Consider the following 18,239-nt stretch of genomic DNA (forward strand, 5'->3'; position numbering starts at 1 on the left):
ACTCCGGATTGGCTGTCAGACGATCGCCGGTCCTGCACGAGAATCGTGGCATGACCGACACCCCCGGCATCCTGCAGTTGCTCGCCTTCGCGGCCGAACCCGGGGGCGGCAACCCCGCGGGTGTCGTCCTGGACGCGACCTCCCTCGACGACGCGCAGATGCAGCGCATCGCGGCTGACCTCGGCCACCCCGAGACGGCGTTCGTGACCGCGCGCGAGGGCGACCGCGTCGCCGTGCGGTACTTCTCGCCCGACGACGAGGTGCCCTTCTGCGGACACGCCACCATCGCGACGGCGGTCGCGCTCGCCGAGATCGAGGGCGCGGGCAGCTACGTCTTCGACACCGCCGCGGGCGCGGTCGACGTGGTCACCGAGCGCGACGCCGAGGGCGCCATGGTCGCCGGGTTCACCAGCGTCGAGCCGCGGGTCATCGACCTGGAGCCCGAGGTGGCCGACCGCCTGCTCGGCCTGATGGGCCTCACCCGCGACGACCTCGACGAGCGGATGCCGCTGGCGCAATCCTTCGCCGGCAACCTGCATCCGGTCGTCGCCGTGACCGCGCGGGAGGTGTTCGACACGTTCACCTTCGATCCCGGTGCGATGCGGGAACTCCTCGACGAACGCGGATGGAAGGGCACCGCCATCGTGGTGCACGTCGCGGGCGGCCTCGCCGACGGCCTGGTCGCCGAGGCCCGCAACCTCTTCCCCGTCGGCGACATCACCGAAGACCCCGCCACCGGCTCCGCCGCCGCCTCGCTGGGGGCGTATCTGCGCGAGCGCGTCGGCGTTCCCGCTCCGTTCGGCTTCACGGTGCGGCAGGGGCGGCACATCGGCCGGCCGAGCGTGCTGAAGGTCGACGTCCCGGCATCCGGCGGCATCGTCGTGCGGGGCGGCGCGACGCCGCTCTGACCGCCGGACGCGGCGGCGGSGAGCCGAGGAGCCACGCCTGAAATGGGGCGGCAACGGTGCAGTGGGGCGGGTCAAGGACGCCCCACTGCACAATTCGCGCCCCGAACCCCGCAAGCGCTCGCCGCCGCCCTCCGCCGAGCCCGCCGCCCTCCGCCGAGCCTGCCCCAACGGCGAGCCCACGTGTCCCACTTCGTGCAGGTTCCGGGGGCGTGAGTCGCACGAAGTGGGACACGCCGCATTCGGCCCCGCTCAGGCCCCGCCGGCCAACCTCCACACCCGGTCACGCGAGAACGGCAGCTCGTACCCCCGGCGTCCCAGGGCGCGCGAGACCGCGTTGCCGATGGCGGCGCCGACCGGGTTGTAGGGCGATTCGCTCATCGACTTCGCCCCGAACGGCCCCAGGCTGTCGTCGGTCCGGGCGAAGTACACCTCGGTGTCGGGTACGTCGGCGAACTGCGGTACGCGGTACGTGCGGAACACGGGGTTCTGCACGACGCCGTCCTCGAGCAGCACCTCTTCGTAGAGCGCGCCGCCCAGGGCCTGGGCGGCACCGCCCTCGATCTGCCCGCGGCACTGCGCCGGGTTGATGACGACGCCCGCGTCGGCGGTCTGGATCGACTGCAGCACGGCCACCGTGCCCGTCTCGGGGTCGACGGCCACCCGCACGGCGTGCACGTTGAATGCGAGCGAGCGCAGGTCGCCGAACTCCGCGCCGTCGGCCGTGAGGCCCTCGGCGTCGACGTTGTCGGTGGGGGCGGCCGCGATGATCCGCTCCCACGTGATGATTTCGTTCGCGACGCGGACCCCGGATGCCGTGAACTCCACGTCGTCGATCGCGTCGGTCGCGGCGGATTCCCCGCCCGCGAGCTCGGTCGCGAGGGCGATCATGCGACGGCGGAGCGCGGTGCACGCGCCGTGCAGGGCCTTGCCGGCCACGACGGTTCCGGCCGAGGCGAAGGCGCCCGTGTCGTGGCGCACCGCGTCGGTGTCGGCGGCCCACAGCTCGAGGCGCTCGGGAGCCGCGTCGAGCACGGTCGCGGCGATCTGCCGGTGCACCGTGGAGGTGCCGTTGCCGAACTCGGCGGTACCGACGCGCAGCAGGTAGGTGCCGTCGGGCCGCAGCGTCGCCGTGGTGTGGGCGATGTGTCCGCGCGGGGCCATCGTGGCGATCATCGCGGCGGCCATGCCCTCGCCGACGACCCAGCCCGCGGGGGCCTCGACGCCGTTGCCGCGACGCAGGGCGTTCTGCGCGAGGTCGAGACACTGGTCGAGGCCGTAACTGCCCCAGATCAGGTCTTCCTCGTACTTCTCGTCGTCGTCGGGGTGCAGCCGGTCGCCCTCCTTCACCGCGTTGATACGGCGCAGGTCGAACGGGTCGATGTCGAGCCGCTCCGCGAGCGCGTCGAGCGCCGACTCGACGGCGAAGACCACCTGCCCGAGGCCGTACCCGCGGAACGCCCCCGACGGCGGGTTGTTCGTGTACACGGCCTCGGCGTCGATCCACTTCACCGGGACGCGGTACAGCGTCGTCGACTCGGCGCACGAGTGGAACAGCACGCCGATCGCGTGGTTGCCGTACGCGCCGGTGTCGCTCAGCACGTCGAGCTTCATCGCGGTGAGTGTGCCTCCGGCATCCGCCCCCAAGCTCACGCGGACGCGCATCGGATGCCGGAGGGACGCCCGCACGAACTGGTCGGTACGCGAGAACTCGTACGCGACGGGCCGGCCGAGTCTCAGCACGGCGAGGGCCGTGAGGTCTTCGGTGAACAGCTCCTGCTTCCCGCCGAAACCGCCGCCGACACGGGTGGCGTAGACGCGCACGCGGTGCGGCTCGAGGCCGAAGATGTGCGCGAGTTCGTTGCGGGCGAGGAACGGCACCTGGGTCGACGAGCGCACGACGAGGCGCCCCTCGTCGTCGAGCCATCCGACCGAGCCGTGCGTCTCGAGCGCGGCGTGCGTGACCCGCGACGAGCTCCATTCGCCGGTCACGGTCGTGTGGCTCGCGGCGAGGGCGGCATCGATGTCGCCGCCGTGCCCGGTGTGGAAGCCCGCGACGACATTGCGTTCGGCCGCCATCACGCGCTCCGCGGGCGTGCGGTCGGGGTGCAGCAGCGGGGCGCCCGGGCTCCGCGCCTCGTCGGGGTCGAAGACGGCGGGCAAGACGTCGTAGTCGATGCGGACGGCCCGGCACCCGGCATCCGCTGCTTCCGCCGTCTCGGCGACGACCGCGACGACGCGCTGGCCGACGTGGCGCACGACGTCGTCGAGCATGCGAGTGTCGTCGGGATCGTCGGTGCGGTGCTCGTGGCGCCCGGTGGAGTAGCGCACGTCGGGGACGTCGGCGTGGGTGAACACGGCGACGACGCCGGGTACGGCGAGGGCGGCGGCGGTGTCGATGGAACGCACGCGCGCGTGGGCGTGGGGCGAGGTGACGACGCGCAGGATCAGCGGCGGGCCGCCCGGCACGGGCTCGTCGAACGTGAAGGGCTCGCGGCCCTGCACGATCCGACGCGCCGCTTCGGGGACGACCGAGGTGCCGATGCGTCCCGCTGCCGCGGCGTCGACCCCCGCCTCGGCGTGGGCGTCACGCGGCGAGGTCGCGCCGTGTCCCGCGCACGATCCGGCACCGGTCGCCGGGGCGCACGACTCCTGCACATGCGGCTGCACCAGCGATCCCGGCACGGTCGGCGACGGTACCGCCGGAGTCGTGCACGTCGACCGCGGCGCACGCGTCTCGGCGACCCCACCCGTCTCGCGCACGGGACCCAGCACCGACGCCCGGATCGCTTCGCGGATCGGACGGTACCCCGTGCACCGGCACAGGTTGCCCTTCATCCGGCGGTCGAGGTCGGGGAGGTCGTCGGGGGTGAGCGTGGATGCCGTGACACTCATCCCCGGAGTGCAGAACCCGCACTGGAACCCGAAGCCGGCGGCCAGGGCCTCCTGCACCGGGTGGAGGTCGTCGCCGGGGGCGAGGCCCGCCGCCGTCGTGATCGACCGGCCCTCCAACCGCACGGCCGGCACGATGCACGAGTGCGTGGGCGCGCCGTCGAGCAGCACCGAACAGGCGCCGCAGTCACCCGCGTCGCAGCCCTTCTTCACCTCGACGTGGCCCGTCTCGCGCAGCAGCGTGCGCGCGCTCTGCCCCGGGCGGGGATCGGCCTCGACCGTCGCCCCGTTGACCTCGAATCTCACGCGCGGCCCCTCCGTCGAGCGATCGAAACCATGACGGTCGCGCGACGCGCGGGCAACGCCCGGGCCCTCACGCGGCACCCGCCTGCAGATCCCGCGACAACGCCGTCCGCAGGCGCTCGGCGAGCACGACGCTGACCCCGCGCCGCCAGTCGGCGCTGCCGAGCGGGTCGGTGTAGAAATCGGGGGCGGAGGCCACGGCATCCCGCAGCTCTCCGGCGCCGGGCAGGCGGCCGAAGCGCAGCACGCGCGGTCGACGCACCGCGGCGGTCACGACGAACACGGCCGCCCCGTCGGGGTCGACGCGGGCCGTGACGACGGCGCCCGAGCGCCCGAGCTCGGCCAAGGCGATCTTCTGCAGCCCGACCCGCGAGCGCAGCGCGTGCGCGGGAACGTCGAGGGCGCGCACGACCTCGCCCGGTGCGAGCGAGGTGGCGGCATTGTCGATGACGAGATCGGCCACGGCGATCACGCGCTCGCCGCCGTCGGGCGTCCACACCAGGGCCGTGGCATCCAGGGTCGAGAGCAGGGCGATCATGGCCCCCGCCGCGAACGCCTGGCACACGTTGCCGCCGACGGTCGCGGTGTTCCAGATCTTGAACGAGGCGAGAAGCGCGTCGGCGGACGGGCGGGCGAGGGCGAGCGAGGTCCAGTCGAGGGGTGCCTCGTGCTCGGCCCACGCGAGCAGGCGCGCGATGGTGCAGGTCGCACCGATGCGCAGGCCCTCGGCGGTGATCTCGAGGTCGGGCCAGTCGAGGGTCGTGAGGTCGACGAAGCCGGTGGTGCCGGGCTGCGGCTCACTCATGATCCAGGTGCCGCCCGCGATGACGGCCTCGCCGGGGGCGAGGGCGAGATCGGCGCGCGTGCGGGCGGGGCGGTACGAGGTGACGGTGGTGATGTCCATGTCAGCCCGCCAGGATCCGGCCCGACCAACGGCCGTCGTCGAGCGTGTAATGCTGCCGGACGCTCTGGCCGAGGGGATCGCCGCGCCAGAACGTGAGGGTGAGGGGACGCAGACGGAATCCCACCCAGCGCGCAGGCGGCTCGAGCTGGGGGTGCGCCTCGTCGAACTCGGCCCAGAGATGCCGGCGGGCATCCGCGGGGAGGTGGGCGTTCTCGCGCGTGTTCACCCAGGCCAGCAGCTGCAGGTACCGCGAGCGCTGGGCGTACACCGTGGCGGCCTCGGCGGGCGTCACGCGCTCGACGATCCCGCGCACGACGAGCTGTCGACCGAGCTCGGGCCACGCGACCGCCATCGCGGCGACGGGGTTCGCGCCGATCTCGGCGACCTTCGCGCTGGCGGCGTCGGTGTGGAACGTCAGCCCCGCGGCATCCCGGTCGCTGATGAGCACGTGCCGCAGCGACGGGAGGCCGTCGAGGCCGAGGGTCGAGAGGGCGGCGAGTGGACGCAGCTCGCTGTCGTGGGGAGGAAGCCACTGCACCATCAACGCGAGCGGATCCTCGACGAGCGCGTCGGTGTCGTCGACGTCGAAACCGAACGTGGTGCCGGCCGTGATCATGGGTCCTCCGGGAGGCTGCGGGTATCGCCGAGCGTAGGCATCGCGCATTTCGGCGATGTTGCCGCCATGAACATTCGTGGAAACACGCGCTCCGTACACTCCCCGCCATGACCTCGCTGCCCCTCATCGACGCGTGTCCCAAGCGCATGGAGTACGGCCCGTGCGGCGGTGTCGGCTTCGACGGCTCATGCGAGATCGACCCGGATCACCGCTGCGCGTTCCTGCACCGCCCGACCGTTCCCTGGACCGGCATCGACCGATCGACGTTGCCGGCTCCCGCCCCGCGCACCGCCGGAGCCCTCGCGACGCTGGACGCTCTCGGCACGCGGCCGTGGGTCGTGGCCGATCTTCCCGCGCGGGCGTTGAGCGTGGCATCCATCGACGCGTGCGCCGCCGTGCTCGCCGGAGAAGTGGATGCCGTCCTCGCCGGCGACGCGGGGAGCGCCCGCGTGCAGTTCCCACCCGCGTACCGCGCGTCGCTGGTGCAGCGCCGGGGGCTGCGCGTCTGGACCGGGCTGAACATGCGCGACCGCAACCGCGTCGCGATCGAGGGGGAGCTGGCGGCGCTGGCCGTCGAAGGGGTGGCCGGGGTGCACTGCGTCACCGGCGACCACACCGCGACCGGGCATCGACCCGATGCCGCGCCCGTGTTCGACCTCGACTCGACCGAGGCGACGGCCCTCGCGCGTGCCGCCGGGCACGTGGTGTCGGTCGCCGCGTCTCCGGCCGCGCCGCCCGTCGAGCGCCGGGCCGCCCGGCTGCGCGAGAAGCTCCGGGCGGGCGCCGACGTGTGCTTCGTGAACCACGCCGGTGGCGCGACGCCCGTGCGCCGGTTCATCGACGAGGTCGCCGCCGAGGCGATGTACATCCCGTGCGTGCCGATGGTGGTCGATCACGCGTCCGCCGCGCTGCTGGAGTCGTTCACCACGCTCGTGCTGCCCGAGGACTTCCTCTCGCGGGTGCGAGACGCCCACGACCCGCGGGCCGAGGGCATCGCGCTGGCCGTGGCGCTCGCCGAGGACATGCTGGCGATCCCCGGCGTCGTGGGGGTCAACCTCTCGGGCGGTCGCGAGGGTGCCGAGGAGTCGTTCGCCGAGGCGATGGCCGAGGTGGCCCGGCGGCTGCGCTGACGCGCTGGTCCGGCTGCGCCGCCCCGCTCCCCGGCGACACCTCTCTGTTGAGTGTCCAGAACACGCCGCGCCGATGCGTCGCGATGCGGCGTGTTCCGGACACTCAACGGGGGATCAACGCGGGGGAGAAGGGACTACGCCGCGAGCGACAGCAACCAGGCGTAGAGCGCCATCGACGCGCCGTAGACGACGATCAGGATGCCGAACCCGAGGAGTTGCGCGCGCCAGCCCGGCTTCGGCTTCAGCCACCAGGCGAACATCTTGAACACCCGGGGCATCACGAACCAGCCGAGAAGTTGCGTGCTGACGAAGTTGCCGACGAACAGCGACAGCCAGAACGGGATGGCGTGGGGTCCGTCGAAGAGCGGGGTGCTGACGAAGTAGCCCCACCCGAACACGATCGGATACAGCGCCGCCAGCACGAGGAGGTTGTTCTTCATCACTGATTCGCGCGCGGTCTCGCCCTTGGGCGTCCAGAAGTCGAAGCCGAAGCTCGACGTGGCGACAGCGAGGTCGGCGTTGAACCGCTCGCCCTCGCGCAGCAGACGTTTCCGCTCGGGCGAGTCGATCCAGACCGCGAGATTCTCGGCCGAGTCGAACGTGAGGATGACGACCCACTCGTCTTGGACGCCCGGCACGGGTCGCTGGATGCGGTGCCCTCGAAAGCCCCGGAACTGCGCCTCGGTGTCGGAGATGCGTTTCTGCCACGCCAGGTAGTCCTGCTCGAGCGCCGCGGGAACGGTGGACGAGATGAGCACCGAGACCTCGTCGCCGTGCGTCGGGTCCTCCCGGAACAGCGTCACTTCCTCGTCGAGCACCTGCACGTCGGCGATCTGGGCGTAGAGCGAACGCCGAGCGGGGCCGTCGAGCCAGGCGCGCGCCGAGGCGGCATCGGTGAAGCGCTGCACGAGCGTCCAGTCGCCTCGCGCGTCGGTCGGCGTGATCACGGTGCTGCCGAGGTACCCGGGCGTGCCCGTGAGGGACCGACCCGACTGCTCGACCCATCCCTCGAAGGCGTCGACGTCGTGCGCCGCGACCTTCCGGTGGGTCACGAGAGTGACGGCGGTGTCGTCGGCGCCCGACACCTCACCGGCGACCGGTCGGCCGTCGGTGACGGCGAGGCGCTCCACCCCTAGCTCTTCTTGTAGCGGCGGATGCCGGAGACCCAGGTCTCGTCGACGTTGCGGTCGTCGCCGACCATCATCACCGCGAACAGTGCGTGCGCGGCCTGTTCCATCGTGGTCGGGCCCTCGTCGCCGAAGAACAGCGACTGGTGCCACGGCATCGCGGACGGACCGGCGTTCCAGTCGAGCGCCACGAAGTCCGCGGACTTCCCGACTTCGAAGTTGCCGACCTGGTCGTCGATGTACAGACCCTCGGCGCCGCCGAGGGTGACCGACCAGAACGCGCGGTAGGGCGAGAGCTTGCTGCGCTCGGCCGCGGCCAGATCCTGGGTGATGCGGTTCGTCGTGCCGTCGAGCAACGTGTTGCCCAGCATCCCGACCTTGTAGGCCTCGTCGAGCACCTGGATCATGCTGAACCGGTTTCCGCCACCCATGTCGGTGCCGAACGACATCTTGACGCGCTTGTCGGGGTCGGTCGCTTTCGCCAGGCGGAAGATGCCGCTGCCGAGGAAAAGGTTCGAGCACGGGCAGAAAACCACCGCGCCGCCGCTGTCGGAAAGACGCCCGAATTCGTTATCGGAAAGCCAGACCGCGTGCCCTCCCGAGAATTTCGGGCCGACCAGATCGTATTTCTCATAGACGCCGAGATAGTCCGTGCAGTCCGGGTGCGCCAGAAGAAGGTTGGAGATCTCCAAGGGGTTCTCCGAGATGTGGGTGTTCACCCAGAGGTCAGGGTGCTCCTGCTTCAGCCGCTGGCATGCCTTCAGCAGGTCCGTGCTCGCGCCGAGGGCGAACCGCGGGGTGATCGCATAGCGGTTACGGCCCACGCCGTGGTACTTGGCGATCATCGCCTTGCTGTCGTCGTAGAACTCCTCGGGCGTGCTCGTCGAGCCCTCCGGTGCGAACTGGTCGATACCGGTGACGCCGCTGATCACCAGCATGTCGCGCCGGGCGGCGGCCTCGAAGAACTCCTCGACCGCGACGGTGGAGGTCGTCGTGAACGCCTGCACCGTCGTCGTCCCGCCCGCGAGCATATTGTCGAGGAAGCGATCCGATCCGGCGCGCGCGTACTCGCGGTCGCTGTAGCGCGCCTCCTCGGGGAAGACGGTGTCGAGGAGCCACGGCAGGAGCTGCTGCCCGAAGGCACCGAGCGCCCGCGTCTGCGGAACGTGTACGTGGCCGTCGATGAAACCGGGCGTGATGATGCGCCCGCTGATCTCGGTGATGTCGAGACCGGGGTACTGGGGCGAGATGTCGTCGAAAGGTCCGAAGGCGACGATCAGGCCGTCGTCGACCACGAGCAGGCCGTCACGGAGGAATCGCGCCGATTCCTCTTCTCTGCCCACGTGCTTCCACGGGTCGTCGATGAAATCGAAAAACGTGCCGCGGATTCCAGAACTGACGATGATCGCGCCTTTCAGAGAGGGCTGTTCAACGTCCGCGCTTCGGCATCTATACCGTCGGCGGGTCTTTATCGGACGACTGACGACATAGTGGCACAAAACAGTTTTGGTCCGAGGAAATTATCTGCGAACAGTCCGAGGCGTGTTATTCGGAGCCGGAAGGCCCTCTCCCATGCCCGCCTCATCGGCGTACCCGCGCGGCTCAGTGCATGACCATTCCGCCGGTGACGTTGATGGCCTGTCCCGTCAGGTAGCTGCCGGACGGCGACGCGAGGAAGTGCGTCACTCCCGCGACGTCCTCCGGAATGCCGAGTCGTCCCAACGGAGACTTCGCGCTCCACGCGGCGACGTCGGCCTCGGAGCGGGTGTCGGCGCCCATGTCGGTGAGCACGTATCCGGGGCACACGGCGTTGACGGTGACGCCGTGGCATCCCCATTCCTGCGCTCCGGCACGCGTGAGGGCCACGACCGCGGCCTTCGACGCCGCGTAGTGCCCCTCGCCGCCACCGCCCTGCTTGGCCGCCATGCTGGCGATGTTCACGATCGCGCCGCTGCGTGCCTCGAGCATCGTCGGCGCGACCGCCTGCATGGTCACGAGGGTCGCGCGGGCGTTGATGTCGAGCACGCGATCCCAGTCGTCGACGGTGATGTCGAGCAGCGACGCGTGCTGAAAGACTCCCGCGCAGTTGACCAGCACGTCGACGCCGCCGAGGGCCGCGACCGCTTCGCCCACCGCACGCCGGGTGTCGAGCGGATCGCGCAGATCGACGGCGAAGAAGCCGGATGCCGCGCCCTCGGCCGGGGCGCGCCGATCGAGCACGACGACCGCGGCGCCGTCGGCGGCGAACCGGGCGACGATGGCGGCACCGATGCCGCCGGAGCCGCCGGTGACGATGACGCGGTAGGACATGGCACTCCTTCTGGCGAGGTTCGGGTCGCCCTCGGGCGTCACCGTACGCGGAGCGTCGTACGCCGTGACGTCGGGGCTGTTTCGGCGGCGTAACGCTCGCGCCCACTCGCGCGGCGGGCGTCACCTCACGTGAGCCGTGCCCAGACCGCGGCCGCGTCGACCTCCAGCCGCGCGTCGGTTCCGCGCGTGCGCCACGCATCGCGGTCGAACACGAACACGCGCTCCACCTCGAGCACGTACAGGCGCTTGTCGGGTACCGCCAGCACCGCGGCGGCGTCCTCGTCGGTTCCGGCATCCCTCGGCAACCGCTCGGCCAGCACAGCGCTGATCGCCGAGGCGTCGGCATCCACCTCGCTCGCTCGGAACGACAGCTGCACACCGTCGGCGTCGGCGATCGCGGCCGACGAGTCGTACACGACCCCGGATGCCACCCCCGACGCCGAGATCGCGCGGGCGTGCCGCGAGGCGCGGCCGGACTCCACGTACATGCCGCGCGCGAGCAGACGGTACTGCGCGGCGGCGGTCCACGGCCCGTCGGCATCGGCCGTGCCGATCACGACGTAGCGCTGCGCGGCGAGGATCGAGGCGGCGCGCTCTTCGGGCCCGGTCATGTCGCCATCGTGCGCGTGGCGCGCGACGTCGGTGTTTCGGCCCCGTAACGCTCTGGCGAATCCGCCCTCGCCGCGCGATCGCGCCCCGTACTCTCGCTCTCGCCCGCATCCCCTCTCGTGAGTGTCCAGGACACGCCGGATCCCGCCGCACCGGCGCGGCGTGTCCTGGACACTCGACCTGCCTGGAGACCCCGTGACCGACACCGTGCACCCGGCCATCACCGACCGCGACGTGCGCGCACACCTGGCCCGCCTCGCCGCGAGCGCGGGCACGATCCCCTCGGGAGCGACCGATGCCGACGGCGACGACGCCGCGCGCATCGCCGAGTTGCGCGCCAACCCGTCGTGGGTGCGGCTGCCCGACGACGAGGTCGTCGAGTCGATCGACACGGATGCCGACGGCCTCGCGCTCCGCCTCTACCGACCCCGCACCGGCCACCGGGGCACCCTCGTCTTCGCTCACGGCGGCGGCTGGGTCGCCGGTAACCTCGACAACAACGACGCCCTCTGCCGCGCACTCGCCGCGGCGACCGGCACCCAGGTGCTGAGCGTGGACTACCGACTGGCGCCCGAGCACCCTTTCCCGGCCGGTCTCGACGACCTCGACCGCGCCCTGCGCTTCGCCGCCGAGGGCGCGGGCGGTCTGGTCGACCCCGACCTTCTCGGCGTCGCCGGGCACAGCGCCGGGGGCAACCTCGCCGCGGCTCTGGCGCTGCGTTCGCGTGAGGGCCGGGCTCCCGGCATCCGGTGCCAGGTGCTGCTGTGCCCCGTGCTCGACGCGCCCGATCCCGACCGCCCGAGCTATCGCGCGCACACCGAGAACCTGCCGCTGACCTCGCGCGGCATGCAGTGGTACTGGGGACTGTACGTGCAGGATGCCCCGGCCCCGGCCCCGGCCCCGGCCCCGGCCCCGGCCCCGACGCCGCAGCCCGGCCCGGCGGCAGCGGTGCCCGGGGTCGTCGCCGCGAAGACCTCACCCGCGGTCCCGGTCGAGGCCGCGCCGCTGCGCGCCCCCGCCCTCACCGGCTCCGCGCCGGCGGTGATCGTCGCGGCGGGCGTCGACCCGCTGTCCGACGAGGCGGAGGAGTACGCGGGCGAGCTCTCGGCATCCGGAGTCCCCGTCGAGTTCCTCCGCCGCGAGGGGGTGCCGCACCTCTTCCTGGTGTTCCCGTCGACGCCCGCGCGCGACGAGGTGCTCGCCGCCATCGCCCCCGCCGTGCGCCGCGCCTTCGCCTGACGCGCGTCCCTCTCGCCCCCCGCCGCCCTTCCCGGCGTTGAGTGTCCACAACACGCCGCACGAGCCCGCCCCCACACGGCGTGTCCTGGACACTCAACGGGGCCGCGCGGCTCGGCGCGGCGCGCACACAACCCGCTACCCGCTCGGAACACCGCGGAAACACGCCATTGTTACCGTCATCAACATGTCGCTTCTGGTCATCAACGCACGGCTCATCACGGTTCCCGCGGGCACCGACGACCCCGGTTACATCGAGCGGGGCTTCCTGCTCGTCACCGACGGCCGCATCGCGGCGATCGGCGCCGGCGACCCCGATCCGGGCGTCACCGCCGACGAGATCCTCGATGTCGACGGCAAGTTCGTCGCTCCCGGGTTCGTCTCGTCGCACAGCCACCTCTTCACGAGCGGCTCGCGCGGACTCGGCGTCGACCAGACGCTCTACGGCTGGTGCACCTCGATGTTCAGCGTGCTGAACAACGCCTCACCCGACCAGATCTACTGGGCGACCCTGCACGGCTCGCTCGACTTCCTCGCGAACGGCGTCACCACGGCGTACAACTTCACCGACCCGCTCCTGCCGTGGGAGCCGATGGTCGAGGGCAAGCGCAGCGACGGCGGCGGACAGCTCCGTGACCAGTCCTGGCACACGCGACAGGCCGATGGATGCCACGACGCCGGCCTCCGCTTCGTCGACTCGATCGCGTTGGATGCCACCGTCGGCACCGACGACGAGATCTTCGCGCGCTTCGAGGCGTCGCTCGACCACGTGCTCGCGATGGACCCCGACCTCGCCCTCGGCGCCTCGATCATGGGTCAGGTGCAGTGGTCGACGCGACCCGACGCCGCCGAGATCGAGGTCGCGGTCATGGACCGCTTCGGCGTCACCAACCAGGCGCACTTCCTCGAGACCTACGAGGCGATCGAGCACCAGCAGACCAAGTTCCAGCTGTACAAGAACGCCGGTGCTCTTCGCCCGGGCATGATGTTCGGCCACTTCATCCAGACCACGCCCGAGATCATCCAGGATGCCGCGGCCGGCGGCGCGAGCATGTCGTGGCAGCCGGCATCCAACGGGCGTCTGGCGTCGGGCATCGCGCACGTGCCCGAGATGCTCGATCTCGGCATGAAGGTCGGCATGGGTCTCGACGACCAGGCCTGCACCGACGTCGCCGACCCCTGGCAGAACATGCGCATGGGGATGTTCATGCAGCGCGCCCGCACCCACGATCCGCTGTCGATGATGCCCGAGCGCGTGCTGCGCCTGCACACCCTCGGGGGAGCCGAGATCATGGGCGTCGACGACCGCGTCGGCAGCCTCGAGGTGGGCAAGTTCGCCGACTTCGTCGTGGTCGACCCGCGCACCCCCGACATCGGACCGCTCTGGAACCCCGTGCGCAGCTACGTGCTCGCCTGCGGGCTGCGCAACCTGCAGCAGGTCTACGTCGGCGGAAAGCTCGTCAACGACCGCGGCGTCTCGACCAACCCGCTCGCCGCCGAGGCATCCCGCGTGCTGCACGAGGAGCTGCCCGCGCTGGCCGACGAGTACGGCGTCATCCTGTAGCCCCACGGCGCGGCATCCCCCGTCCCCGTCCCCCGCCCCCCCAAATCCCCCTGTTGAGTGTCCAAGACACGCCGCGCCCCGCCCGCCGGGGGCGGCGTGTCCTGGACACTCAACGTCTTTCGAGGCGCGGCGGGCGCGCATGAACACGCTGAGCGTCCACGACACGCCGTACGGCCGCCCCGCCATCGTCCGGGTTTCGGCTCACTGCTTCGGCAGGCGGCGGTCGCACCCTCGCGCTCGCGAGGCGGCCGTGCCAGCGTGGGGATATGCAGAGGATCATCGCGGGGCTCGACGTCCACACGTCCCACGCCGACATCGCCGGACGCGACGTGCTGCTCTGGCATCACGGTTCGCCGCAGACGGGGGCGATCCTCCCCCCGGTGCAGCGCGCGGCCGACACCCGGGGTCTCGCGGTCGTCTCGATCGCCCGTCCCGCCTACGCCGGTTCGCCGCGGATGCCCGGACGCACGGTCGCCGACGTCGCTGCGGGCACCCGGCCGGTGCTCGACGAGTTGGGCGTGGCATCCGTCGTCTCGGTCGGAGCCTCGGGTGGCGGACCGCACGCCCTCGCGTGCGCCGCGGCGATGCCCGACCGTGTCCGCGCGGTGATCACGTTCGCCTCGCCCGCGCCGTTCACCGGCGACGACGACTGGTTCGCCGCAATGCAGGCGCCCGGCGGCCTGCGCGCCGCGCTGAAGGGCGAGGCCGCCCGGCGCCGCTTCGCCGAGACCGATCAGTTCGATCCGGCGCAGTTCGTGGATGCCGACTTCGCGGCGCTCGAGGATGAGTGGGCCTCACTCGGAGCCGACGCCGGAGCGGCCGAGGAGTTCGGACCCGACGGTCTGATCGACGACGACCTCGCTTTCACCCGGCACTGGGGTTTCGAGCTCGCGGAGGTCACGGCATCCGTCCTCCTCGTCCAGGGCGAACGCGACCGCGTGATCCCTCCCGCCCACGCGCGGATGCTGGCGGTCGCTCTCCCGCACGCGAGGCTCGACCTGCGTCCCGACGACGGTCACGTCTCGGTTCTCCGTCACCTCGGCGCGGCACTCACCCGTTGAGCGTCCAGAACACGCCGCTCGCGAGCGGTCGGGGGCGGCGTGTCATGGACACTCAACGGGGGTGGGAGTCGCGCGTCAGGGCGTCGGGTCAGACCGCCCCACCCGCAATATCGCCTCGCCCACCGCGGCGATCCCCGCGGCCAGCGCCAGCGACACCGCGATCGTGACGAGGGCTGCGGCCGGGCCCGTGGCATCCAGGGCAGCTCCGGCGATCACACCGCCGATCGGCACACCGAGCGACATCGCGGCGGTCGGGTAGGCGAGGGTTTCGGTGACGCGTCCTTCGGGGGCGCGGGCCGAGGCGACGAGGATCCCCGACACCATCACCGGCGACACCGCCAGCCCGAGCAGCAGGATGACCCCGAACAGCACCGGCACGGACCCCTGCGCGAACGGGAGGCCGACGGCGACCAGGGCCGCCAGCGCCGCGAAGCCGATGTAGCGCGCGGCGGGCGAGAGACGCCACGTGCGCGCGCCGGTGACGACCGAGCCGATCGCGATCGCCACGGCCAGGGCGCTGAACGCCGGTCCGGCCAGCCACGGGCGCCCACCCACCTCGGCCCAGCCGACCAGGCCCACGTCGAACGCGCCGAAGACGCCGCCGAGGGCGACACAGGCCAGAGCGATGGGGATCACCCCGGCGGGCGGCAGCACCACACCGCGCCGCTCCGTCCGCGGAGTCGACGCGGGTTGCGTGCCGCGCTGCGACGCGAGCCATACGCCGCCGATCAGCCCGAGTCCGAGCGAGCCCAGTACCGCAATGGCCGGATCGAGGGCCGCGGCGACCGCCGTGATGGCGGGGGGACCGGCGATGAACACCATCTGGTCGGCGATCGTTTCGAGGGCCAGCGCGGCCGTCCGTTGCGACGGCGGGGCCAGCACCGTCCACCGCGCCCGCACGGCCGAGGTGAGATCCGGGGTCGCCGCCCCCGTCACGAACGCCGCGATCAGCCACGTCCAGAACGGTGACCCCGTCAGCACGAGGGCGAGGAATGCGGATGCCGCGAGCACGAGGCATCCGAGCGACACCAGGATCACGCGCGACTGCCCGTGCCGATCCATGCGCGACGACCACAGTGGGGCCGCGATCGCCATGCCGACCACGAGCGGTGCCACGACGAGCCCGGCCGAGGCGAAGCTGCCGGTCGCGGCCGAGACGAGGAGGATGATGCCGAGCGACAGTGTCGCCCGGGGGAAGCGCGCGAGGATGCCGGCGGCGACGAACGTCCGCGCCCCGGGCAGGCGCAGCACCTGGCCGTAGGCCCGGACGCCCTGGCCGGTTTCGGCGGCGACGCTCATGCGCGTCCCTCGGGCCGCGCACGACTCCTGCGGGCCGGTCGCCCGCCCGGGCAAAGCGAACGCATCCGCCCGTCGTGCAGGAGTCGTGCGCGCCTCGCCCGCATCACGCGGTGTAGTCGAAGCGGCTGATCTCCTCGAGCGCTTCGACGACGAACGACACGCTCTCCTCGAACATCCGCGCGCCGGCCTCGGCGTTCGCGCCGGTCGGGTCGCCGAGCACGCCGGTGGGACCGAAGTCGTTCGACAGCCAGCCGAAGGTCACCGGCTTGGAGTTGAAGCCGATGTGGCGGAACTCGCCGATGTGCGCGGGCACGGTGGCGTGGAACTCGGCCGGGTCGACCAGCTCGGGCCGCAGGTGCATGATCATGCTCGTCTCGCCGTAGCCGGCGTGGATGCCGGTGCCGTGCTCGTCGGGGGTGCCGTCGGTGCCGTCGAACGAGGGCACGCGGGCGGCGGGCATGAAGAAGGTGCGCAGGCCGAAGCGGCGACGCAGCTCACGGTTGGCGACGTTCAACAGGGCGACGTTGCCGCCGTGCCCGTTGAGGAAGACGAGCGTGCGGGCCCGGGTGGTGAGGATCGAGCGGCCGATGTCGACGACCGTCTGCATCATCGTCTCGGGCGTCAGCCAGAGCGTGCCCGGCGCCCACGAGTGCTCGTCGGACTTCGTGATCGACAGGGTCGGCAGCTGCCAGACGTCGAGGCCCTGGGCGGCGGCCCGGGCGACGGCCGCCGTGGCCGAGGCCTCGGCGACGATGGCATCGGTCGCGAGCGGAAGGTGCGGACCGTGGTGCTCGATGGCGCCGGTGGGCAGCACGAGGATCGAGTCCTCGGTGAGGGCGGCCGCGGCGGCGGGGCCGCTGAGCTCGGCGAGAAGGCGGGTCATGAGATGATCGCTCCCTTTCGGGGTCCGCCATAGGCGGGGTCGAGCTTGCCGGGGTTCAGCAGGCCGTTCGGGTCGGTGAGGCGGGCGGTGGCGGCGGTCTGCTCGACGTTGAAGTCGACGTTCCACTGGTGCGGGTTGTGCACGCCCACCCCGATCGCGTTGAGGTCGGCGATGCCGCGGTACACGTCGTCCTCGCTGACGTAGGGGGCGGCGAGCATGCCGATGGGGTACTCCTTGGTCGACTCGATGTGCAGCTTCCCGCCCGGGAACACCGCCTCGACGGCGTCGACGTCGTCGGCCAGGGGAGCGCCCGCGACCTCGAGGTGGAACACCTCGTGCGACTGGCTCTTCTGGTACCACTCGATGGGGTGGTTGTAGCTCAGCATCGACAGGCGGATGCTGGCCTGCGGTCCCTCGCGCACGGCTTCGACGCGGCCGCCGGCGCCCTCGATGATCGCGGTGACGGTCTCGATGAGCGAGGCGTCGATGATGGCCCGCAGGCTCGACCGGCCCTCGGGGATGGCCTCGTCGGCGGGGAGGGATGCCGAGATCTCGGGCCCGTCGCCCGACACCAGGCGAGGGGAGGGGTCGAGGTTGCCGATCGTCTGCAGCACCGACAGCGTGCCGGCGTAGTCGGGGAAGCTCGCCCAGAGCCCCCGCCACTCGCGCAGCGGTTCGAGGCGCACGGTCGCACGCACGATGACGCCGGCGGTGCCGTAGTTGTGCACGTACTTCTGAGCCTCGTCGCCCTCGAAATGGTGGATCTCGGCGCTGCCGTCGGCGTGCACGACGTCGAGGGCGGCCACGAAACCGCGGTCGTTCGAGCCGTGCGCGATCGAGCCGGTGCCGCCGGAGCCGCCCGAGAGGAATCCGCCGATGGTGGACTGCGCCGTCGAGGGGTACATCCACAGGGCTTGGCCCGCGGCCCACGCGGCCTGTTCGAGCAGCACCATCGGGGTGCCGGCCTCGGCCGTGATGTAGCCGTCGCCGACCTCGACGATGGCCTTGGCGCGGGTGGTGTCGATGACCAGGCCGCCCTGCATCGGAATGCCCTGGCCGTAGTTGCCGGTGCCCTTGCCGCGCACGGTCACGGGAACGCCGTGGCGCGAGGCCGCGGCGACGGCGGTGGCGATCTGCTCCGCGTCGGCGGCGAAGACGACCAGGTCGGCGAGGCCGAGGGGGAGCTTGGCGGCGATGATCGGCGACATCGGCGAGCCGTCGATGCTCGCGCGCTCGCGCACGCGCGGTTCGGTGCTGACGGCGGCGGGACCGAGCAGGTCGAGCAGCTCGTCCTCGAGGGAGAGGACGCGGGTGGCGGTGTCGCTCATGGGTGTGTCTCCGGGTGGAACGGGCGGAAGGGATGCCGGGGGTGTGGGGGAGGAAGTGGTCGCGGTCCCGTC

Annotated in this window: 15 protein-coding genes; 5 read left to right on the plus strand and 10 right to left on the minus strand. The window is 71.9% G+C overall.

Annotated features, from left to right (window positions below):
• The first annotated feature begins 50 nt into the window (after positions 1–50).
• Positions 51–908: a PhzF family phenazine biosynthesis protein gene (locus tag ASF96_RS01965; protein ID WP_055935456.1), complete on the plus strand. Its 858-nt coding sequence runs from the start codon at positions 51–53 to the stop codon at positions 906–908.
• Positions 909–1,157: 249 nt separating this feature from the next.
• On the opposite strand, the gene ASF96_RS01970 is transcribed toward ASF96_RS01965, so the two are convergent.
• The 3 genes from ASF96_RS01970 to ASF96_RS01980 form a co-directional block, all read right to left on the minus strand.
• Entirely contained in the window at positions 1,158–4,103 is a 2,946-nt protein-coding gene (locus ASF96_RS01970; RefSeq protein WP_055937592.1) for a molybdopterin-dependent oxidoreductase, read from the minus strand.
• Between the two features lie 67 nt (positions 4,104–4,170).
• Positions 4,171–5,004 carry an FAD binding domain-containing protein gene (locus ASF96_RS01975; protein ID WP_055935458.1) on the minus strand — a complete coding sequence of 278 codons (834 nt, stop codon included), beginning with the start codon at positions 5,002–5,004 and terminating at the stop codon, positions 4,171–4,173.
• Between the two features lies 1 nt (position 5,005).
• Positions 5,006–5,620, minus strand: coding sequence for a pyridoxine/pyridoxamine 5'-phosphate oxidase (locus ASF96_RS01980; protein WP_055935461.1), 615 nt, complete (start codon positions 5,618–5,620; stop codon positions 5,006–5,008).
• A 107-nt stretch (positions 5,621–5,727) separates the two neighbouring features.
• On the opposite strand from ASF96_RS01980, the gene ASF96_RS01985 reads away from it, so the two are divergent.
• Positions 5,728–6,750, plus strand: coding sequence for a methylenetetrahydrofolate reductase C-terminal domain-containing protein (locus ASF96_RS01985; protein ID WP_082509234.1), 1,023 nt, complete (start codon positions 5,728–5,730; stop codon positions 6,748–6,750).
• A gap of 134 nt (positions 6,751–6,884) precedes the next feature.
• On the opposite strand, the gene ASF96_RS01990 is transcribed toward ASF96_RS01985, so the two are convergent.
• The 4 genes from ASF96_RS01990 to ASF96_RS17115 all read right to left on the minus strand — a co-directional run bounded on the left by ASF96_RS01990 (position 6,885) and on the right by ASF96_RS17115 (position 10,798).
• Positions 6,885–7,880, minus strand: a complete 996-nt coding sequence (locus ASF96_RS01990; protein WP_055935463.1) for an antibiotic biosynthesis monooxygenase — start codon at positions 7,878–7,880, stop codon at positions 6,885–6,887.
• Between the two features lie 2 nt (positions 7,881–7,882).
• Positions 7,883–9,376: a guanine deaminase gene (gene guaD / locus ASF96_RS01995; protein ID WP_200934056.1), complete on the minus strand. Its 1,494-nt coding sequence runs from the start codon at positions 9,374–9,376 to the stop codon at positions 7,883–7,885.
• A 103-nt stretch (positions 9,377–9,479) separates the two neighbouring features.
• On the minus strand, positions 9,480–10,187 hold the full coding sequence (locus ASF96_RS02000; RefSeq protein ID WP_055935465.1) for an SDR family NAD(P)-dependent oxidoreductase: 708 nt from the start codon (positions 10,185–10,187) through the stop codon (positions 9,480–9,482).
• 125 nt (positions 10,188–10,312) lie between these two features.
• The gene (locus ASF96_RS17115; protein ID WP_055935468.1) at positions 10,313–10,798 is read right to left on the minus strand and encodes a pyridoxamine 5'-phosphate oxidase family protein; all 486 of its coding nucleotides are present in this window, start codon (positions 10,796–10,798) and stop codon (positions 10,313–10,315) included.
• Between the two features lie 193 nt (positions 10,799–10,991).
• On the opposite strand from ASF96_RS17115, the gene ASF96_RS02010 reads away from it, so the two are divergent.
• The 3 genes from ASF96_RS02010 to ASF96_RS02020 all read left to right on the plus strand — a co-directional run bounded on the left by ASF96_RS02010 (position 10,992) and on the right by ASF96_RS02020 (position 14,657).
• Entirely contained in the window at positions 10,992–12,035 is a 1,044-nt protein-coding gene (locus ASF96_RS02010) for an alpha/beta hydrolase (protein ID WP_055935470.1), read from the plus strand.
• 184 nt (positions 12,036–12,219) lie between these two features.
• The gene (locus ASF96_RS02015) at positions 12,220–13,596 is read left to right on the plus strand and encodes an amidohydrolase family protein (RefSeq protein ID WP_055935472.1); all 1,377 of its coding nucleotides are present in this window, start codon (positions 12,220–12,222) and stop codon (positions 13,594–13,596) included.
• 266 nt (positions 13,597–13,862) lie between these two features.
• Positions 13,863–14,657 carry an alpha/beta fold hydrolase gene (locus ASF96_RS02020; RefSeq protein WP_055935474.1) on the plus strand — a complete coding sequence of 265 codons (795 nt, stop codon included), beginning with the start codon at positions 13,863–13,865 and terminating at the stop codon, positions 14,655–14,657.
• A 75-nt stretch (positions 14,658–14,732) separates the two neighbouring features.
• Here the strand turns inward: ASF96_RS02020 and ASF96_RS02025 are convergent, their stop codons facing one another.
• The 3 genes from ASF96_RS02025 to ASF96_RS02035 form a co-directional block, all read right to left on the minus strand.
• On the minus strand, positions 14,733–15,956 hold the full coding sequence (locus tag ASF96_RS02025) for an MFS transporter (RefSeq protein ID WP_055935476.1): 1,224 nt from the start codon (positions 15,954–15,956) through the stop codon (positions 14,733–14,735).
• 103 nt (positions 15,957–16,059) lie between these two features.
• Positions 16,060–16,839 carry a creatininase family protein gene (locus tag ASF96_RS02030; RefSeq protein ID WP_055935478.1) on the minus strand — a complete coding sequence of 260 codons (780 nt, stop codon included), beginning with the start codon at positions 16,837–16,839 and terminating at the stop codon, positions 16,060–16,062.
• Complete coding sequence (locus ASF96_RS02035) at positions 16,836–18,167, minus strand: FAD-binding oxidoreductase (protein WP_055935480.1); 1,332 nt, start codon at positions 18,165–18,167, stop codon at positions 16,836–16,838. Before ASF96_RS02035 ends, ASF96_RS02030 begins: the two co-directional genes overlap by 4 nt.
• Between the last annotated feature and the right edge of the window lie 72 nt (positions 18,168–18,239).

This window comes from Microbacterium sp. Leaf179 (genome assembly GCF_001423785.1).
Taxonomy (GTDB): domain Bacteria; phylum Actinomycetota; class Actinomycetes; order Actinomycetales; family Microbacteriaceae; genus Microbacterium.